Here is an 18,902-nt window from a genome sequence, read left to right as displayed (position 1 = left end):
TCGAATTACCGGAACCCGCGCGGAAGTGGGCTGACGAATCAGCCACCTTCGGTCGGCTACCTTTCAGCCGTGCCGCAGAGTCCGATCAACATCCACAGCATCCATGCGGTGAACAGCCCAGGCCTGCCCGCCCTACGAGTCCACTACCCGCCCGCCCTCGACCTGTCCCTCCGGTACGAAGGCAGCGGCAGGACAGTGCTCGCCCCGATCCCGGCCGGCGCGGCCTGGGTGATGCTCGGCGCGGTGCGGTACGACCTGGTCAACTTCCACTTCCACACCTTCTCCGAGCACCGGCTGGACGGCCGGCAGTTCCCGTTGGAGCAGCACTTCGTGCACAGCGGGCCGAACGGCGAGGCGCTTGTCATCGGTCTGTTCCTCACGCCCGGCGGCAAGGGCGGGACCGTACAGGACCAGGTGCTCGCCACGGTGCCGGAGGAGGGCGGGCCGGACGTGTACGTCCCCCAAGCCGCCCTGGCGACCGGGTTGCCGGACGACCTCTCGACCTTTCGGTACGAGGGCTCCTTGACCATCCCGCCGTACAGCGAGCCGGTGTCCTGGCTGATCCTCAGGAGTCACCGGTCGATCCAGGCCGCGTCGCTGCACAACCTCCGGCTTCGTTTCCCAGCCGGCGACAGCCGCATGATGCAGCCGCTGAACGGCCGTACGGTCAGCTACCGTCCTCAGGCCAACTAAGCGCGCGGGGGTCAGCGGGCTGCGGCTAGGGCTGCTGCTGAGAGGCCGAGGAGGACTAGTGCCAGCGCCGGGTCGGCCAGGCGGGGGTGGGTGAGCCAGCGAGCGCGCAGGCGGGCAACGGCTCGGTACACGGCCGGTACGGCGTCGTACTGGGTCTCTGGGTCGTGCTGAGCCGGAGCGGCCGGCTCAAGGGTGGTGGTCGTCGTGGCGTCGGTGCTAGGCACGGGGAGCTGCTTTCAGGTGGATGCGGTGGGCGACATTGCTGTACCCGCCAGCACTACTTGCCAGCTTCGGCCTGGTTCAAACGTTCGGTCCGTGGATCGGCATCGGATCGAGGCATTTGCCACCACGAGGCACAATGGAGGGTCGGGTGGAGTCTTCTGCCTGAAGCTGGTGACGGGAGAAGCTGTAGTGACTGACGGGCCGTTGATTGTTCAGTCCGACAAGACGTTGTTGCTGGAGACCGCCCATCCGGAGGCGACCGACTGCCGGAAGGCGATCGCTCCCTTCGCAGAGCTGGAACGCGCACCGGAGCACGTGCACACCTACCGGCTGACGCCGCTGGGGTTGTGGAACGCCCGGGCGGCCGGACACGACGCCGAGCAGGTGATCGACGTACTGCTGCGCTACAGCCGGTACCCGGTCCCCCACTCGCTCCTGGTCGACATCGCGGAGACGCTGGACAGGTACGGGCGGCTCCGGCTGGAGAAGCACCCGCAGCACGGGCTGGTCCTCGTCACGACGGACAGGCCGGTCCTGGAGGAGGTACTGCGCTCCGCCAAGGTCAAGCCGATGATCGGCGAGCGGATCGACGACGACACGGTCGCGGTGCACCCGTCGGAGCGCGGGCACCTGAAGCAGACGCTGCTGAAGATCGGCTGGCCGGCCGAGGATCTCGCCGGGTACGTCGACGGCGAGGCGCACAAGATTGACCTGGTCAAAGATGGGTGGGACCTCCGTCCGTACCAGCAGCAGGCGACCGACGCGTTCTGGCACGGCGGCTCCGGGGTCGTCGTGCTGCCCTGTGGCGCCGGCAAGACGATCGTCGGCGCGGCCGCGATGGCGCAGGCGTCGGCGACCACGCTGATCCTGGTGACCAACACGGTCTCGGCGCGGCAGTGGAAGGACGAGCTGCTCAAGCGGACCACCCTGACCGAGGACGAGATCGGCGAGTACTCCGGTGCGCGCAAGGAGATCCGCCCGGTGACGATCGCGACGTACCAGGTGATGACGACCCGCCGGAAGGGCGTCTACACCCACCTGGAGCTGCTCGACGCGCGCGACTGGGGCCTGATCGTGTACGACGAGGTGCACCTGCTGCCGGCCCCGATCTTCCGGATGACGGCCGATCTCCAGACCCGCCGCCGGATCGGGCTGACCGCCACCTTGGTCCGCGAGGACGGCCGCGAGGGCGACGTCTTCTCGCTGATCGGGCCGAAGCGGTACGACGCCCCGTGGAAGGACATCGAGGCGCAGGGCTGGATCGCGCCCGCGGACTGCGTCGAAGTACGGGTGGACCTGGAGCAGACCGAGCGCTTCGTCTACGCCACCGCCGAGCCCGAAGACCGCTACCGCCTGGCCGCCTCCACGCCGGCCAAGTCCCGCCTGGTCCGCCGCATCGCCGACCACCACAAGGGCGAGCCCATGCTGGTGATCGGCCAGTACATCGACCAGCTGGACGAGCTGGGTGAGCGCCTGGAATGCCCTGTCATCAAAGGCGAAACCACCGTCAAAGAACGCCAACGCCTCTTCCAGGCATTCCGTACCGGCGAGATCGACCGTCTCGTCGTCAGCAAGGTGGCCAACTTCTCCATCGACCTCCCCGAAGCCTCGGTAGCCGTCCAGGTCTCCGGCACGTTCGGCTCCCGCCAGGAAGAAGCCCAGCGCCTGGGCCGGGTCCTCCGCCCCAAGGGCGACGGCCGCACGGCCCGCTTCTACTCCATCGTCGCCCGCGACACGGTAGACGCCGAATTCGCCGCCCACCGCCAACGCTTCCTGGCCGAACAGGGCTACGCCTACACCATCGTCGACGCCGAAAACCTCTTCGCCTGAATTGCAGTAAAGAAATACGGGTAGTTCTGGTGGGAATTAAATTTTCGGCAATCGCCGAACCAGTACAATCCAGAAAAGATTGCCGAACGGCGGCCGCGGAACATCCGCGGCCGCCGTTCGGCACGTCGGGCTACTCGAAGAACCGCTTGATGAGATACCCGGTCAATCCAGCCCCCACAGCACGGATCGCAAGCTCCAGCAGGCGCAACAAGCTCTTCGAGCCAATGCTCCACCGAAACCAAGAACCCTTGCGGTGGGGGTCGCGTCGCCCTCTCGGCGATGCCTGTCCGGTCATTGTCCAATCCCTCCATCAGTGGATAGGGCGGACACCTCGGACCGTCCTTCACATCAAGGTAGCGCCCTCGAACCGGTTGCGCAAAGCACAACTAACACACCCCCTGTCAAGCATTTGCTATTCCTACTAGTACTTACAACTACCTTTGTTTCCGGCCCTCCGGATTTGATCTCTGGAGGGCTCCTTGCGTCCTAGGCGGCACCGAGGCTTCCTGAGATGGGGCGTGCGCCCGTTAACCTGCTCGCCGCCGAGCCGCCGACGGCGACGCAGCCTCCAGCCGACCGTCCATGCCCCCTTGGAGCTACTGCGGGGTGGGAGGTTGCGAGGACCTTGAACCTCATCTGGTGGACTTGGACAAGATATTCTTGGCCACGGTCATCTGTCCCTGGTCAAGGTCGCCAGTTCCTCCGTGTCAGCCGAGGAGGTCGTCGCAGGCGATCAGGGGGCAGGGGACTCGTTTGAGGTAAGGGCCGGCTGAGCGGTTGCCGTGGGCTGCGTCCAGGGCAGGTCGCCAATGATCGCGGCCTAGTACTACGGGGTGGCCGGCGCGGTCGGCTATGGATGCTCGCGCCAGGCCCGTGCGGCCCGTGCCGGCTGCCTCCAGCACTCGGCGTAGTACCGGGGTGGTGATGTCGGGCTTGTTGGCCATGTGGAGCAGGGCGAGGTCGGCATCTTGGGTCAGGGCCCAGGAGAGGCCCACGCGGACCGACGCGGAGAGGCCCATGATCCAGTCGGACTGGACGATCACCACGTCTGAATCGGTCAGGAGTGCGATGGCGTCGGAGGCTGACGCGCCTACGACCACGGCGATGGAACCGCAGCCGGCTCGCGCATGATGTCTACGGTGCGGGTGACCCAGGGTGTGCCGTCCGGGTGACGCATCAGGACGGCGGGCATTCCCAGGCGGGTGCCTGGCCCGGCTGATAGGAGGATGCCTAGGAGGGTCATACGCCCAGTCTGATGCGGATGCGGACGAAGTCAGCCTTCATTGAGTTGGCGAAGGCTGTGGCGTGCCGGATTTGAGGGTGGTCAGGAGGTCTCGGCGCCGTGGCGGTGAAGGGCTGAGGGGAAAAGGAATGGACCGGCGGTCTGCCGGGTTGCGTAATAGAAGGCAGACAACGGCGGATTGGGGGGTGACGGGGCGGTCACGAAGCGTGTCCCAGGGGTTGCCCAGGGCAACATCAGGGTTCTGCCTGGGCCATTCCGGAGGCTTTGACCGGTACCGTCGAGGGGTATGGGGACACACGCACTGGAGCAGGTGGAACTGGCTGGTGAGCGGGGGCGCGCCCCATCGGGGGCGGCGCCGGTGCTGTGGCGGGTGGTGCGAGAAGTAGTCCTGCTGGCGACCATGTTCGGTGTCTACAGCGCCGGCCGGCAGTTCGCCGCCAAGCACACCGGCTCGGCCTTCGACCACGCTCGCGAAGTACTTTCCTTCCAGCGCTGGCTGCATCTGCCCGATGAGGCATCGATCCAGCACGCCGCGCTCCAGGTCCCCCATCTGGTCGAGGGAGCAAACCTGTACTACGCCTCAGTACACGCGCCGCTGACCGGCGCGGTGCTGATCTGGCTGAGCATCTGGCGCCCCAAGGCCTACTCGAACGTGCGCTGGACGATCGTCGCGCTGACCGGCCTGGCGCTGATCGGGCACATCCTGTTCCCGCTCGCCCCGCCGCGGATGATGCCGGGCTTCGTCGACACCGGCCTGCGGTTCGGCCAGTCGGTCTACGGACCGGACGCCTCGGGCGGGCCGGCCAACCAGTTCGCCGCGATGCCGAGCCTGCACGTCGGCTGGGCCGCCCTGATCGCCCTGTCGATGATCCTGATCACCCGGAGCAAATGGCGTTGGCTGTGGCTCCTGCACCCGATCATCACCTTCGCCGTGGTGGTCATGACGGCGAACCACTATTGGCTCGACGGCATCGTCGTCCTGATCCTGCTCGGCATCACCCTTCCGGTGCTGCTCCGGCCCGGGTTGCATGCCGACAGGCCGGTCGTGGATAAATCAGTCGCTCGGGAGCTTGCTCTCAAGTAACGTGACGGGGCTTCCCCGACCCTCGACCGCTTGTGCGGAGGTCCCTGCATGCCCCCCGACGACCCCATCCTTCAGGCCGAGAAGACCTACCTCAGTACGTCGCGCGCCGCGCTGGCGGTGATGCGCGAGAAGACCGGATCGCTGGAGATCGCCAGCGCCGACCCGGTCAACACCGAGTTCCTCAAGGCCGCGATCTGGCGGCGGATGAAGGAGCTCGAGGACGACCCCGACGTACCACTGTTCTTCGGCCGGCTGGACTACCTCGAACCGGTCGAGGAGACCTTCCACATCGGTCGCCGGCACGTGAACGACGAGGCCGGCGAGCCGCTCGTGGTGGACTGGCGGGCCGACATCTCGGTGCCGTTCTACCGGGCCAGCAAGACCGAGCCGATGGGCGTCGGGATGCGCCGCCGGTTCGGCTTCACGCACGGCGAGATGACCGCCTTCGAAGACGAGGACCTGACCAGCTCGGCCGCGCCCGAGCAGCACAGCAACATCCTGGACGCAGAGATCGAGCGTCCCCGCTCCGGCCCGATGCGCGACATCGTTGCCACCATCCAGCCCGAGCAGGACGTCATCGTCCGCGCCGGCGTCGAGGAGACCATCTGCGTCCAGGGCGCGCCGGGCACCGGTAAGACGGCAGTGGGTCTGCACCGGGCCGCGTACCTGCTCTACGCGTACCGCGACCAGCTCAGCCGGTCGGGTGTCCTCGTGGTCGGCCCCAACGCGAGCTTCCTGCGCTACATCGGCGACGTGCTCCCCGCACTGGGCGAGATCGAGGCCAAGCAGACGACGGTCGAGGAGATGGTCGCCCGGGTGAAGGTGGCCGGGCCTGGCCCGGCCGCGCTGGACGTACTCAAGGGGGATGCGCGGCTGGCCGAAGTACTGCACCGGGCGGTCTGGTCCCAGGTCCAGCTACCCAAGGAACCCCTAGTAGTCCCTAGGGGATCCCACCGATGGCGGGTAGCGGCGTACCAGGCTGAAGAGCTGGTCAACGAGCTGCGGACCCGCGGAGTCCGGTACGGCGCCGGCCGGGCCATGCTGCCGCAGCGACTCGCGCATGCCGTCCTACTCCGGATGGAAGCGGCCGGTGACTCCCCCGACGACCGCGTGCAGGACTCGGTGGCCCGTAGCCGACCCGTGAAACAGTACGCCGACGCGCTGTGGCCGGCGATCGACCCGGCCAAGCTGCTGTTCCAGCTGTTCACCGACGCCGAGCTACTGGCCGAGCACGCAGCAGGGATCCTCACCGAGGACGAGCAGGCGCTCCTGCTCTGGGAGAAGGCTCCCCGGTCCGCAGGAGCCGCCAAGTGGTCGGTTGCCGACGCCACCCTCATCGATGAGATCGCAGACCTGGTCGACCGGACGCCCAGCCTGGGACACGTAGTACTGGACGAGGCGCAGGACCTGTCCGCGATGCAACTCCGGGCAGTAGGACGCCGGTGCTCGACCGGCTCGATGACAGTGCTCGGCGACATCGCCCAGGGCACGACCCCGTGGGCGACACCCTCCTGGGACGAGGCACTCGCACACCTGGGCAAGAGTGGCGCCCACACCGAGGAGCTGACCGCAGGCTTCCGCGTACCGGGCCAGGTGATCGAGTACGCCGCGCGGCTCCTCCCACAGATCGCACCCCACCTGACCCCGCCTACCGCGGTACGGCGGTCCCGCGGTGAGCTGGACATCACACGGGTGCCCGACAGCATGGCGGCCGCTGTCGAGACGGTCAGCCGGGTGATGGACCGGCCCGGTTCGATCGGGCTGATCGTGCCTGACGTGCTGGTCCCGGCCGCTCGGAAGGCTCTGGAGAGCCGGGGGGTGAGTTACGCGGTACTGGGCGACGAGGACGACGTCGAGGCCCACGTGGACGTAGTACCGGCCGGGCTGGCCAAGGGTCTCGAGTTCGACCACGTGGTGCTGGTGGAGCCCGCTGGGATCGTCGCCGGCGAGGCGGACGAGCGGACGGGGTTGCGCCGCCTCTACGTCTGCCTGACGCGTGCGGTCACCTCGCTGGCGGTCTTGCACAGCGAGGACCTGCCCGAGGTATTGGAACGCTGATCGTAGGCTGGGGTGCGTGACTACTGACCTGGACGAGGCTGCTGTCGACTTCGGCCGGGTACGGCCCCGGCTGTTCGGGATCGCCTACCGGATGCTCGGCAGCGTCCAGGAGGCCGAGGACCTGGTCCAGGACGTGTGGCTCAAGTGGCAGGCCTACGACCGCAGTACGGTCCGGGAACCGGCCGCGTTCCTCGCCACCACGACGACCCGGCTGGCGATCAACGCCAGCCAGTCGGCCCGGGCCCGGCGAGAGACCTATGTCGGGCCGTGGCTGCCGGAGCCGGTCGACACCAGCGCCGACCCGACGCTGGGGGCCGAGCGCGGTGAGGCGCTGGAGCTGGCCATGCTGGTACTGCTGGAGAAGCTGTCGCCGACTCAGCGGGCGGCGTACATCCTGCGTGAGGCCTTCGACTACCCGTACGACCAGATCGCCGACATCGTCCAGCTGTCCGAGGCCAACGTCCGCCAGCTGGTCAGCCGGTCCCGCAAGCGGCTCGCGGAGGAGCGGCGCGAGCCGGTCGACAAGGACGAGCAGCGCAAGCTGCTGGCAGCCTTCATGGCTGCCGCTCAGGAGGGTGACCTGGCGACCCTGGTCGAGCTGCTCGCCACCGACGCCGTGAGCTACTCCGACGGCGGTGGCATCGTCCGCGCCACCAAGGTCCAACTGCTCGGCGCCGACGTCATCGCGAAGGTCACGGTCGCCTTCTCGGGCACCTTCTGGACCGGCTCGGAGCTCACCTTCGTGGAGGCCAACGGCGGCTGGTCCGCGGTGGCCTCTCGCGACGGCGAGACCTTTGTCGCCATCAGCATCAGCGCCTCGGCCGACGGCATCGACCAGATCCAGTGGATGCTCAACCCCGAGAAGCTGGCCCACCTGTCCTTCAGCTAGGCGGCTTCGGTCACGTACTCGGTATCCTCTTCAAGGTGCTCGATCTGCTGCAGCGCAGGGTTGCGGCAGAGCGTCACCAGGAGGCCGATGACGAGCAGGCCGAGTACTGCGGCGATGGGCGGCAGCATCTGTACCCCTACCAGGTTGATGATCACGCCGCCGACCACGGCGGACAGGCCTGCACCCAGGTAGATCGCGGACGCGTTCATGGCCAGCAGGAGCCCGCCGCCTTCACCCATCTCCAGGAGCAGGTTCTGGATCGGTGGGTTGAACGCCCAGGTGAAGAGGCTCCACACGAAGAGTGCGACGGCCGCGCCGGCCACTGTGGTGGCGGTCAAGGTCAGAGTGGCGATGACCGCGGTGAAGCCGGTGAGGGTGACAGTCAGAGTCCGCAGGCTGCCGAAGCGGTCAGTGGCGCGACCACCGACCAGGTTGCCCAGCACTGCGCCTACGCCGTACACGAGGAGCAGCACGCTGACAGTGCCGCCCTTGAGGTGGGCAGTCTCGGCCAGCAGCGGTACTACGTAGATGAAGACGCTCATGGTCGCCAGTACCGCGAGCACGGTCATCGCCAGGACGGTCTGCACGCGGCGATCCGTCAGACCGGCGAAGCGCTCACGCAGGCTCACCGCCTCGGGCGCCTCGACTGTCGGTAGTGCGGACCGGACTGCCAGCGTGACCACGAGGCAGACAGCGGCGATCAAGGCGAACACCCCGCGGTAGCCGAGGCTGTCGCCGAGCAGACTCCCCGCCGGTACGCCGAGAACGAGCGCGAAGGTCAATCCGCCGAACACCACGGCCACGGCTCGTCCCCGCTCCTCGGGCGGCAGGAACTTGGTCGCGAACAGTGTCGCCGCGGGCGTGTAGGCGGCAGCGCCGAAGGCCGCCACGATCCGGCCGACGATCAGGATCGGGTAGTTCGTCGCGATCGCCGCGATCCCGTTGCCGAGCGCGGCCAGCAGCAGCGCGGCGATCAGCAGCGTGCGGCGCTCCCAGCGGCCGGTCAGGGTCGACAGCAGCGGCGCGCCGACGGCGTACGAGAGGGCGAAGGCAGTGGCGAGCTGGCCCGCGGCGGTCAGCGAGACGTGCAGCTCGGAACTGACGGCGGGCAGCACCCCGGACACGACGTACGCGCTGGTGCCGACGGCGAAGGCGCCGGCGGCCAGCAGGTAGATCCGTGCGGACATGAAACGACCTTCCAGAAGACTCAGAGGCTTGTTCGATGTAGATCGTACTACGATTGTCGTCGAAGTTCGACCGGCGTCGTACTATGGACCCATGAGCACCTCGAAAGCCCTGCCACAGCCCGACCGCGAGGAGATCCGGGTCGAGGCCGTCTTGCAGGCACTGGGCGAGCCCGTCCGGCTGCAGATCGTCCGGGCCCTGGCGGACGTCCCCGAAGGCATCGCCTGCGGCGAGATCGAGCTGCCCGTGACGGCGTCGACCCGGGCTCACCACCTGCGCACGCTGCGTGAGGCAGGCGTACTGTCCACCCACACCGAGGGCACCCGCCGAATCAGCAAGCTGAGGCGCGAAGACCTGGAGGAGCTCTACCCCGGTCTGCTCAACGGAATCCTCGCCGCACGGCGCTGATCGGCAACCGCAAGGCAGAGGTGTGCCGATCGAGCGGTCACCGTTGTGGTCGGGCTGGCAGACTGTGGCGGTGGTGGTCCTGCGTGAACGGTGGAACGAGCTGCTGCCCGGCTCTGCGCCGCTGGCGGACGATCTCGTCGCGCGCTACGTCGAGCGGAACCGGCGGGCCTATCGCGATCAGTACCTCGAAGCCGTCCTGGACGCTCTCGACTCCCTGATCCAGCTGAGCACCGATCCGACGTCGGTCCGGCTGGCAGCCTGGTTCCATCGGGCCGTGCACCAGCCCGGTGGCGGGCCCGCCGAGGACGCGGAGTCGTCGGCCCGCTTGGTGGAGCAGACACTGCCGGCGTACGGCGTGGACCCGATCCGCATCGCCGAGGTGGCCCGGCTGGTCCGGCTCACCGGCAAGCTGGCCACTCCCCCGACCGACTCCTACGCACCGCCCCGACGCGACGCCAACGGCGATGTCCTGCTCGATGCGGTCAACGGCATCCTGGCGACGGCTCCGGCCCGCTACGCCGCCCACGCGTCCGAGGTACGCCGGGACGCGGGCGACCGCACTGCCGCCATCGGACGCCGGTACGACGAAGTGCGGGTCCTGCTCGACGGGCATCTCTACCGAACTCAACTGGCTCGCCAGCGAATGGGGGCGCTCGCCCGCGCCAACCTGGAAGCCGAGCTCAACGGGCTCGACAGCGAACTACCAGCGCCCTGGCGTGGTTGGCAGCAGGCTGCTCTGGCCGCTACTGCCACCTTCTCGGCGATTGCGGCGGCCGTGGCCTCGATAGCCGCCGCTGGAGCTCCTTGGCAGGTGCCGACGGTTGAGCCCGAGGCGGGTTGGCCGCCAGTCGCTCTGGCTGTGTTCTCACTCTTCTGCGCGCCACTGCTCTTCAGGACGTCCCGCAGCGCGAGTCAACGCGCAAGGCTGATCGCTGGCACGGTGGTGGCCGTCGCGGTCACCGGACTGCTGGTCGCCTGGGCGAAGGTCCCAGTGACCAACCCTGCCGTCGGTGTCGGCCTCCGCGTTCCACTGGTCATCTCCGCCCTTCTACTACTCCTCCTAGCCGGTACTGCGGCATTGGTCGCCTCGCTACTACGGACCAGAAACGCCCGGTTCCTGCCGACCCGGAACCTCGGCCAGCAGCTCTCGTGGCTCGCAGTACCGGGGGTGATCGCGCTGCTGCTCCTACTGGTCGTGCAGCCGATCGCCAGGGGGTACGTACTGGGCTCCAACGAGCGGTCGGAAGGTCCACACGGGCCGGCTGGGCAGATGCCCGCGTCGCTGCTCGACGGCGGGGTCACCTGGGTCAGCCGGGCTCTGACCAGCGCTGGCGCCGAGGAGGCCGTCGGGACGAAGTACGGGATCGCTGTACCGCGGCAGAGCGGCGTGGTGGAGATGCTGGACGCCGCCACCGGGGAGCTGCGATGGCGCTACAGCCGGTCCGACTCTGATGAGAAGCCGGACATCGTCGCCACTGGCAATGGTGAGTACGTGCTGGCCGAGTTCGCCGACGTCGGCTACCTGCTGCTGGACGCGAACACCGGCAAGCGCAAGGCGGCCTGGCCGGGTAGTACGCGGGACCACAGCATCCAGCAGGCCGACCCGCTGCTGACCGGCCAGCGGGTCGCACGTGGCTCCGACAAGCTCTATGGGGTCGATCCGGACGGCGGCAGCCGGTGGACCTTCGAGCCCGGCCGCTGCACTGACATCGGGGCCGTTGCGACCTCGCAGACCGTGGTGGCGTTCCTCGGGCACAGCTGTGGCAGCGAGCCCGACGAGATGGCCGGGCTGGACCTGAAGAGCGGCAAGAAGCTCTGGAGCAAGTCGCCGACCGACATGTACCGACGGCCGGTCGTGGTCGGCGGGCTGGTCGTGGTGGCCGAGCCGGGCGGCGATTCCGACGTACCGGTCGCACTGGTGGCCATCGAGCCGCGTACCGGCGAGACGAAGTGGCGGTGGCCGGTACCGGCGAACTGGTCCTGCCGGACGCTGCTGAAGTCGGCCGGGCGGCTGCTGATCGTCGTGGACTGCCCTGGACCGGAGAGCCAGCAGAACACCAAGACGGTGGTCACTGCGATCGACGCACAGACCGGTCAGACCGCTTGGCAGACCACCGCGCCGGTGGACCCGAGGAGCCGGGTCGCCGTGACCGCGGACGGCCGGGTCGTGTCGCTGGGCGGCAGCAGCTCGGGAGGCTGCGCGGCCAACATCATCGACAGCACCGGCTTCCGCCGAATCGCCCTCCCCACCGGCATCTCCTGCAGCCGAGACCCGGTAGCCATCGGCAACCTGGTTCTCACCTCAGGCCCAGCCGGCGTCATCGCCCTGCACTGAGTTGAGACTCGGCGTTGGAAAGAAGTTCTACGACTCGGGTGCCGAATGCCACGTCGACCGGGTGTGAGTCGCCCGACTCGGCGGCGGCAACTAGCTCAGTAGCGGCCAAAGCGAAGGCTTCGACGGCCGTGGTCTCGGCGTCCGGCAGGATCGCCGTGCCGGTCTCTCCCCAGACGGCGGTCTCGAAGCTGCTGCCCTCCGGTGGCGCCGACAGCGTCAAGCTCGCAGTACTCGTCGCACCGGACTCGTGGGTGAGGACGAGGTGCACGAGGTCGCCTTCACCACCTACCGCGCGCAGGTCCTCGATCGGGCCGAGCAGACCGATCAGGTTGGACAGCGCATGCGGCCCGACATCCCACAGCGCCCCACGCGCCTCCCGCCTCCACGCCGACCCACCAAAGGGGTTACCGGGTGCGTCGAGCGAAGCGAGCATCCGCGCCCAGCCACCTTTCCAACCGCCGGTCCGCTGGGTCTGGTCGAAAAACGCCCGGGTCTCCGGCTGAAACCGTCCGGTGAAGAAGACCACCGAGGCGATGCCCTCGTTGGCTACCTCCTCGGCCAGCGCCCGGGCGTCGTCCAGCGAGTCGGCCACCGGCTTGTCGAGCAGCAGATGCTTGCCGACCGCCGCGGCCTCGAGCGCCATCGACGCCTGCACGTTCGGAGGTACCGCGAAAGCAAGCGCGTCCACGTCGGCGAGTAACTCTGCGTAATCGGTGTAGGCCGTGACCCCTAGATCAGCAGCCAATGCCTTCGCTTTGTCCTCGTTCCGGCCCCAGACACCCACCAATTCGACGTCATCGGCATCCTTCAAGCCCGGCCCTTGCGTCAAATGCGCCCACGGCCCGGTTCCGACCAATCCGAACCGCATGGTGTCTCCCTTGTGACGAGCCGATATCGCTTTGGCCACGACCCTAACCGGGAAGCCCGGATCGGTCGGTGGGGGCCGTCACCGGGTGCGAGACTCACCGCCATGGACCTGCGCGACCAGTGGAATCGCCTGCTGCCGCACGCGCAGCCGTTGGGCGATGATCTGCTGGCTCGTTACGCAGAGCAACATCGCCACTATCACGACCAGCGGCACCTGACCGAGATGCTCGAGACCATCGACGAGCTCGCCCCGGTCGCCACCGACGTCGACGCGGTCCGGCTGGCGGCCTGGTTCCACGACGCGATCTACGACCCGCAGGCCGACCCGGGCGAGAACGAAGAGGTCTCCGCCCAACTGGCCGAGCTCGAACTGTCGGCGTACGGCGTCGAGGCCGCCAAGGTGGCCGAGATCGGCCGGCTGATCCGGCTGACCGCCAAGCACGACTGCGAGCCCGGCGACGCGAACGGCGCCGTCCTGTGCGACGCGGACCTGCGGGTGCTGAGCATGTCCTCGGACCGGTACGACGAGTACGCGGTCGGCATCCGGGCGGAGTACGCGCACATCGCCGACCGCGACTTCGCCCGGGGCCGGACGAAGTTCCTGCAGGGCCTGTCCGAGACCTCCCTCTATGCGACCGACCACGGCCGCGAGCACTGGGAGCACGCGGCCCGGGAGAACCTCCGGCGCGAACTGAAGCAGTGGGGCCCTAAGGCGGCCCGGCCGATCGCCGGGCTGATCCCGCTGATCTACCTGGGAGCAGCGCTCGGCGTGGTCATCGCTGCCTCGGTACTACTCGGCCGCGGGCTAGGAGCGGCCGCACGCTGGCCCGCCGAGCCCGGGGACGTCAATGGCTTCCCGGTCTGGGCCCCGATCGCCGGTACGGCCGTGGCTGCCGCACTTGCCTGCGCATGGTTTCGCCGGGCACAGCCTCGACTGGTGACGATCCCTGCGCTGGTGTTCGCCGTCGTCGGGGCGATCTCCATCGGGATCTGCTGGTGGCAGTGGCCCTCGGCGAAGCCCGGTGCGGCCATGAGTGAGCGCTGGCCGTACCTCATCCTCGCTTCCTTCGCCCTACTGGTCGCCGGTGCGCTGCTCGGGTTGGCGCGACGACTACGGCTCGCTCCGCCCTACGCACTGGCTCCTCCCTGGGCGCTGAGTCTCGGCGTGACCGTGGTGTGCGCTTCACTGCTCGCCTGGATTTCGGTGTCGGCCGGTGAGCCGTTCGTACAGGCCCGGCTGGAGACAGCCAACACGGTGAGCACGACCACGGATGAAGCACCCGGGACACAGCCGGTGCAGCTCGACGGTGGCGTCGCCTGGAGCCGGGAGGTGCCAGCGACGGGTGCTATCGCCGGTACTGCGGGTGGCGTGGCCGAACTGCGGTCGGATGGGGTGGTGATGTCGGACGCGACCACTGGCCAGACCCGGTGGCGGTACACCCGAGCAGATGTCGATGACGCCGCGGCCAACGGCTCCGACGGGCTACTGGTCTCCAGCGATGGCCGGACGATCGCAGCGCATCTGCCGTACGACAACGGGAACGCTCCTCGCGGGATCGACCTGCCGACGTACGCAGTACTGGACGCTGTGAGCGGCAAGGTGCTCACTGAGGTTCACACGGACGGTACTGCGCTTGCGGTCGACGCCAACCAACTGCTGGTGGCCGAAGGTACGGAGGTCGTGGCGCACGGTGTGAGCAGCCCGACCCACTGGCGGGCGCGGCTGAAGTGCACTGTCACGCAGGGCGTGCTGCTGGCCGACCAGGCAGTCGTGGTGGACGCATGCGGTGGCAACGGCGCGGTAGTACGTGGACTGGATCTTGTGGATGGGGATCAGCGCTGGGAGGCCAACGTGGGCATCCAGTTCGAGCTCAGCGCCGAGCTGGACCCGTCGACGTGGATCGGCGACCTGGTCGCAGTACCCGACACCCGTGCGGTCTCTGGGCTGATCTGGATCGGCGCGGCCGGCGGCACCCTCTACCAGTGGTCAGTGGACGTCGGCTCGGGCCGCATCCTGTGGACCGACCCAGTGCCCGGTACGCCGAGGCCGCGGCTCGGGCGGGCGTCCTGCGACGCCCAGCTCGCCGCGACACACAACTCGATCGTGCTGATCACCTGCCGGACGAGCACCGAGGAGGGCGAGGACCAGACGTACGACGTATCCGCCCTCAACCCCTCCGACGGCACACCGCAATGGCACCACCTACTGCAGGTACCACCGAAGCTGCAGCAGCCCGAGTTCCCCCGCGACGGCTTCGGCCTGCTCCCGGACGGCCGGGTGCTCACCCTGATGCCACAGTCGGACGGCAGCTGCTCCCCCGTCATGATCGGCACCACCGGCATCCAGCCGCGCCCCCTGGTCCCAGGCCCGACCGCGGCCTCAGCAGCAGATACCAAGAACGTCACCTGCAACAGACCAGCCGTCACAGTAGCCACCGGCCGCCCCATCTTCACCGACGGCACCCGCCTCTTCGCCTTGAACTGACCGACTAGGGTCGGGCCCAGTCGCGGTTGCCAAGCAGTTCCGCAAGCTGGAGGTGCAGTACTCCGCGCGACTCGGCGTCTTCGCCCTGGACACCGGCTCCCATCGGACCGTCAGCTACCGCGCCGGCGAGCGGTTTGCCTTCGCCTCCACCTTCAAGTCGCTGGCCTGCGGCGTACTGCTGGCCCAGGCCCCCGACCTCGGCAAACTGATCCGGTACGACGAGTCCGTCCTGCTCCCCAACTCGCCGATCACGTCAGCAACACCACCCGCACCGAACCCACTCTCAACAAGGCCACCCCCGGCGACGTCCGCGACACCACCACTATCCGCGCCGGCGTCCCCACTGGCTGGAAGGTCGGCGACAAGACCGGCACCGCCGGCTACGGCACCCGCAACGACGTAGCAATTCTCTTCCCACCCAACCGCCCCGCGATCATGCTCGCCGTCATGTCCACCAAAGGCGTAAAGGACGCGCAGAGAGACGACGCGCTGAGGTGAGAAGCACGCTGTTGCCTTGGCTGCAAGTGGAGCGTCGGGGTGAGCGCGGGGGCGTTAGGCTCCGGAGATGGAGCTGACTGCGGCCGCCTTGATGGCAGCACTGCGTGAGCACGCGAAAGCCGGCGAGGTGGTGCACAAGCACTACCCGGGTGCCGGCGAGGTACTGGGTGTGCCCATGCGCAACACCTTCGACACCGCCAAGGCATTCACCTCAATGTCCTTCGAGGAAGTCGAGCGCCTGATGGACGAGCCGTCCTACGAGGGCCGACTGGCCGCCTTCTGCATACTCGACTTCAAGGCGCGCGCGAAGAAGACGACCGACGACGAGCACCGAACGGCATACGAGCTCTACCTACGGCGACACGACGCCATCGACAGCTGGGACATGGTCGACCGAGCAGCACCCCACGTGATCGGCCGATACCTGCTGACCCGCGACAGAACCCCACTGTTCACCCTCGCCCGAACCACCGACCCACTACGCCGGCGCACAGCAATCACAGCTCCCCTGTACTTCGCCCGCTACGGCACCCCAGCCGACCTCACCGACCTCTACGCCCTCGCCGAACTACTCCTCGCCGACAAGAACCCGGTCGTCTCGAAACCCGTAGGCATAGCCCTCAAATACGCCGGCGTACTGGACGAACCATCCCTCCGAACCTTCCTCCGCAACCACGAATCAGCCATGCAGACACCCACCCTCCGGTACGCCCGGGAGAAGCTGAGCTAGCGGGAATATCCGTTGCCGACGGCAGCGTTGACTCATACCGTGATGACCATGTTCCGCGCGGATTCTGTTGCGTACCTGTCAGGCCTGGGCCTGTCAGGCGCTGCCGCGTGGACGTCAGAAGACTTCACCGGCGCGCGAAGCCGACCCTCCTCCTGCTGACGCAGGACCCGCGGAGGAGGGTGGCAGGCAACCGGCCCCCTCCGACCGCTGAGAAACCAGCTGGTACGGACGGCCCTGGGTCCTGGCTCAGTCGAATCTTCTGACCAGCAAGGGAAAACACAATGGCCAAGAGCCAGTTCGTGCGGACCAAGCCGCACCTCAACATCGGCACCATGGGGCATGTCGACCATGGCAAGACCACGCTGACCGCCGCGATCACCAAGGTGCTCGCCGAGCGCTACCCGAGCCTCAACTCGTTCGTCGCGTTCGACGGGATCGACCGGGCGCCCGAGGAGGTCCAGCGCGGGATCACGATCAACATCTCGCACGTCGAGTACGAGACCGCCAACCGGCACTACGCGCACGTCGACATGCCCGGGCACGCCGACTACGTGAAGAACATGATCACCGGCGCCGCCCAGGTGGACGCGGCGATCCTGGTCGTGTCGGCGCAGGACGGCGCCATGCCGCAGACCCGTGAGCACGTACTGCTCGCGCAACGCGTCGGCGTGCCGTACCTGGTCGTCGCGCTGAACAAGGCCGACGCCGTCGACGACCCCGAACTGCTCGACCTGGTCGAGCTGGAGGTCCGCGAACTCCTGTCGGAGTACGGCTTCCCGGGCGACGAGGTACCGGTCGTGCGCGTCTCCGGTCTGCGTGCGCTCGAGGGCGACCCCGAGTGGATGAAGGCCGTCGGCGACCTGCTCGACGCGGTCGACGACTACGTACCGGTCCCCGACCGTGAGCTGGGCGAGCCGTTCCTGATGCCGATCGAGAACGTCCTCACCATCAGCGGTCGTGGCACCGTCGTCACCGGCGCGGTCGAGCAGGGTTCGCTCAAGCTCGGCGACGCCGTGGAGGTCGTGGGCCTCGGCCCGACGATCACCAGTACGGCGATCGGGCTGGAGACGTTCGGCAAGTCGCTGGAGTCCGCGGAGGCGGGTGACAACGCGGCCGTACTGCTGCGTGGCATCAAGCGCGACGAGGTCCGTCGTGGCCAGGTACTGGTACTGCCGGGCACGGTGCAGCCGCATCGCAAGTTCCGGGCGCAACTGCACGCGCTGTCGACCGCCGAGGGTGGCCGGCACACGCCGTTCGCCTCGGACTACCGGCCGCAGTTCTACTTCCGGACCACGGACGTGTCGGGTGGGATCGACCTGGGTGACATCGCCCTGGTGATGCCCGGCGACACGATCGAGCTCGGCGTCGACCTGGAGAAGCCGATCGCGATGACGGCAGGCCTCGGCTTCGCCGTCCGCGAAGGCGGCCACACCGTCGCCGCCGGCACGGTCACCGAACTGCTCGATTGAAGAGAAGGTGCCCCGGGCTAGTTGCCCGGGGCACCTTTCTTATGCCGCGAACGCATCGATCATCCTAGCCATCGGTACGCCGGTAAGCGGCCGTTGCAGCCCATCCAGGTACTCCGCGATCGCCGGCAACGCATCGGTATCGTCCACCAGCATCGCAGCCGCCCACCCGTGCCCCGGCGACAACAGCATCGCCGCCCGGTACCCCGGCAACCGCCCGTTGAGATACAACATCCCCGCCGGCCCCACCGCCCATCCCAGCCCATACGCCAATGGCGTCCACACTCGCGGAGTGGCGATCGCCGCCAGCAATCCCTTGTCCTGCAACAGAAACTCGCAGAAGGTCAGCAGATCGGGCACAGTCGACCAGAGCCCGCCGCTTGGCCGGCGAGCCCTTGGATAGTCACCGGAAGTAAAAGCTGTCGAGCTCAGCCCGGCCGCCGAAATCAATTCCTGCAGACCGTCCTCGAAGGTCCCACCGGCCAATCGCTCCAGCAACGCACCGGCGAGGAAGTAGTTGCCGTTGTAGTAGGCCCAGCGTTCCCCCGGCGGATGCTCCTGCCCGCCGGCGACCACCAGCTTCGCGGCAGCGAGGAACACCTCATCTCCCTCGCCCAACGCCGCAACAGCCGCGGCCTCCGCCGTCTGTTTCAGACCGGAGGACTGGGCGAGGACCTGCTCGACCGTCAGCTCCGTCGCCAGCTCCGGAAGGACCGAGGCCACCGGCGTAGTCAGCTCAAAACCCTTCTGCCACAGGGCTCTCACCACCGCCGCCGCGGTGAACGTCTTGGTCAGGGACGCGATCCGGAATGGTGTGTCGGCCGTTGCGCCAGTCGCTGCCAGCTCTCGTTGGCCGCGGTTCGATACACCGGCCACTGCACCGAGACCCTCGAAGGCGGATACATCCAC

Annotated in this window: 17 protein-coding genes; 12 read left to right on the top strand and 5 right to left on the bottom strand. The window is 68.0% G+C overall.

What is annotated here, in order from left to right:
* Positions 1-69 precede the first annotated feature (69 nt).
* Positions 70-693 (top strand): carbonic anhydrase family protein, encoded by a 624-nt coding sequence (locus tag ACIA12_RS28905; protein ID WP_396370226.1) that lies wholly within the window; start codon positions 70-72, stop codon positions 691-693.
* A gap of 11 nt (positions 694-704) precedes the next feature.
* On the opposite strand, the gene ACIA12_RS28900 is transcribed toward ACIA12_RS28905, so the two are convergent.
* Positions 705-917: a hypothetical protein gene (locus ACIA12_RS28900; RefSeq protein ID WP_396370225.1), complete on the bottom strand. Its 213-nt coding sequence runs from the start codon at positions 915-917 to the stop codon at positions 705-707.
* A 187-nt stretch (positions 918-1,104) separates the two neighbouring features.
* On the opposite strand from ACIA12_RS28900, the gene ACIA12_RS28895 reads away from it, so the two are divergent.
* Positions 1,105-2,745 (top strand): DNA repair helicase XPB, encoded by a 1,641-nt coding sequence (locus tag ACIA12_RS28895; protein WP_396370223.1) that lies wholly within the window; start codon positions 1,105-1,107, stop codon positions 2,743-2,745.
* A gap of 707 nt (positions 2,746-3,452) precedes the next feature.
* Here ACIA12_RS28895 and ACIA12_RS28890 read toward each other — a convergent pair.
* Positions 3,453-3,899, bottom strand: a complete 447-nt coding sequence (locus ACIA12_RS28890; RefSeq protein ID WP_396370439.1) for an NTP transferase domain-containing protein — start codon at positions 3,897-3,899, stop codon at positions 3,453-3,455.
* 375 nt (positions 3,900-4,274) lie between these two features.
* Between ACIA12_RS28890 and ACIA12_RS28885 the strand changes: the two genes are divergently transcribed.
* From ACIA12_RS28885 to ACIA12_RS28875, 3 genes are read left to right on the top strand one after another with little or no spacing between them, the layout of a single operon-like run.
* The gene (locus tag ACIA12_RS28885; RefSeq protein ID WP_396370222.1) at positions 4,275-5,072 is read left to right on the top strand and encodes a phosphatase PAP2 family protein; all 798 of its coding nucleotides are present in this window, start codon (positions 4,275-4,277) and stop codon (positions 5,070-5,072) included.
* Between the two features lie 48 nt (positions 5,073-5,120).
* Positions 5,121-7,130, top strand: coding sequence for a HelD family protein (locus ACIA12_RS28880; RefSeq protein WP_396370221.1), 2,010 nt, complete (start codon positions 5,121-5,123; stop codon positions 7,128-7,130).
* Between the two features lie 16 nt (positions 7,131-7,146).
* Positions 7,147-8,019: an RNA polymerase sigma-70 factor gene (locus ACIA12_RS28875; RefSeq protein ID WP_396370219.1), complete on the top strand. Its 873-nt coding sequence runs from the start codon at positions 7,147-7,149 to the stop codon at positions 8,017-8,019.
* On the opposite strand, the gene ACIA12_RS28870 is transcribed toward ACIA12_RS28875, so the two are convergent.
* The gene (locus ACIA12_RS28870) at positions 8,016-9,206 is read right to left on the bottom strand and encodes an MFS transporter (protein WP_396370217.1); all 1,191 of its coding nucleotides are present in this window, start codon (positions 9,204-9,206) and stop codon (positions 8,016-8,018) included. The two genes, ACIA12_RS28875 and ACIA12_RS28870, sit on opposite strands and share 4 nt — an antisense overlap.
* Positions 9,207-9,297: 91 nt before the next feature.
* Here ACIA12_RS28870 and ACIA12_RS28865 point away from each other — a divergent pair, with 91 nt between their 5' ends.
* Together ACIA12_RS28865 and ACIA12_RS28860 are read left to right on the top strand one after the other, a co-directional pair.
* The gene (locus ACIA12_RS28865) at positions 9,298-9,612 is read left to right on the top strand and encodes an ArsR/SmtB family transcription factor (protein ID WP_396370216.1); all 315 of its coding nucleotides are present in this window, start codon (positions 9,298-9,300) and stop codon (positions 9,610-9,612) included.
* A gap of 22 nt (positions 9,613-9,634) precedes the next feature.
* The gene (locus tag ACIA12_RS28860; RefSeq protein ID WP_396370214.1) at positions 9,635-11,947 is read left to right on the top strand and encodes a PQQ-binding-like beta-propeller repeat protein; all 2,313 of its coding nucleotides are present in this window, start codon (positions 9,635-9,637) and stop codon (positions 11,945-11,947) included.
* Here ACIA12_RS28860 and ACIA12_RS28855 read toward each other — a convergent pair.
* Positions 11,931-12,815, bottom strand: a complete 885-nt coding sequence (locus tag ACIA12_RS28855) for a Gfo/Idh/MocA family protein (RefSeq protein WP_396370212.1) — start codon at positions 12,813-12,815, stop codon at positions 11,931-11,933. The two genes, ACIA12_RS28860 and ACIA12_RS28855, sit on opposite strands and share 17 nt — an antisense overlap.
* A 102-nt stretch (positions 12,816-12,917) precedes the next feature.
* Here ACIA12_RS28855 and ACIA12_RS28850 point away from each other — a divergent pair, with 102 nt between their 5' ends.
* The 5 genes from ACIA12_RS28850 to tuf all read left to right on the top strand — a co-directional run bounded on the left by ACIA12_RS28850 (position 12,918) and on the right by tuf (position 17,996).
* Positions 12,918-15,299, top strand: a complete 2,382-nt coding sequence (locus ACIA12_RS28850) for a hypothetical protein (RefSeq protein WP_396370211.1) — start codon at positions 12,918-12,920, stop codon at positions 15,297-15,299.
* A 52-nt stretch (positions 15,300-15,351) separates the two neighbouring features.
* Positions 15,352-15,702 (top strand): hypothetical protein, encoded by a 351-nt coding sequence (locus tag ACIA12_RS28845; protein ID WP_396370209.1) that lies wholly within the window; start codon positions 15,352-15,354, stop codon positions 15,700-15,702.
* Complete coding sequence (locus ACIA12_RS28840; protein WP_396370438.1) at positions 15,624-15,797, top strand: serine hydrolase; 174 nt, start codon at positions 15,624-15,626, stop codon at positions 15,795-15,797. Before ACIA12_RS28845 ends, ACIA12_RS28840 begins: the two co-directional genes overlap by 79 nt.
* A 67-nt stretch (positions 15,798-15,864) precedes the next feature.
* Positions 15,865-16,527, top strand: a complete 663-nt coding sequence (locus tag ACIA12_RS28835; protein WP_396370207.1) for a DNA alkylation repair protein — start codon at positions 15,865-15,867, stop codon at positions 16,525-16,527.
* A 281-nt stretch (positions 16,528-16,808) separates the two neighbouring features.
* Positions 16,809-17,996 (top strand): elongation factor Tu, encoded by a 1,188-nt coding sequence (gene tuf, locus ACIA12_RS28830; protein ID WP_396370206.1) that lies wholly within the window; start codon positions 16,809-16,811, stop codon positions 17,994-17,996.
* A gap of 39 nt (positions 17,997-18,035) precedes the next feature.
* On the opposite strand, the gene ACIA12_RS28825 is transcribed toward tuf, so the two are convergent.
* On the bottom strand, positions 18,036-18,902 hold the full coding sequence (locus ACIA12_RS28825) for a serine hydrolase domain-containing protein (protein WP_396370204.1): 867 nt from the start codon (positions 18,900-18,902) through the stop codon (positions 18,036-18,038).

Origin of the sequence: Kribbella sp. NPDC051620, from assembly GCF_044453825.1 — a bacterium.
Taxonomy (GTDB): Bacteria; Actinomycetota; Actinomycetes; order Propionibacteriales; family Kribbellaceae; genus Kribbella.
The sequence above is the reverse complement of the archived record's forward strand: the minus strand, read 5'-3'. Positions and strand labels throughout refer to the sequence as shown.

What these genes read in the sequence shown, in the direction of transcription:
- ACIA12_RS28850 (WP_396370211.1), top strand. Translation starts at nt 12,918, where the DNA reads ATGGACCTGCGCGACCAGTGGAATCGCCTGCTGCCGCACGCGCAGCCG.
- ACIA12_RS28855 (WP_396370212.1), bottom strand. Translation starts at nt 12,815, where the DNA reads ATGCGGTTCGGATTGGTCGGAACCGGGCCGTGGGCGCATTTGACGCAA.
- ACIA12_RS28880 (WP_396370221.1), top strand. Translation starts at nt 5,121, where the DNA reads ATGCCCCCCGACGACCCCATCCTTCAGGCCGAGAAGACCTACCTCAGT.
- ACIA12_RS28885 (WP_396370222.1), top strand. Translation starts at nt 4,275, where the DNA reads ATGGGGACACACGCACTGGAGCAGGTGGAACTGGCTGGTGAGCGGGGG.
- ACIA12_RS28865 (WP_396370216.1), top strand. Translation starts at nt 9,298, where the DNA reads ATGAGCACCTCGAAAGCCCTGCCACAGCCCGACCGCGAGGAGATCCGG.
- ACIA12_RS28835 (WP_396370207.1), top strand. Translation starts at nt 15,865, where the DNA reads ATGGAGCTGACTGCGGCCGCCTTGATGGCAGCACTGCGTGAGCACGCG.
- tuf (WP_396370206.1), top strand. Translation starts at nt 16,809, where the DNA reads ATGGCCAAGAGCCAGTTCGTGCGGACCAAGCCGCACCTCAACATCGGC.
- ACIA12_RS28870 (WP_396370217.1), bottom strand. Translation starts at nt 9,206, where the DNA reads ATGTCCGCACGGATCTACCTGCTGGCCGCCGGCGCCTTCGCCGTCGGC.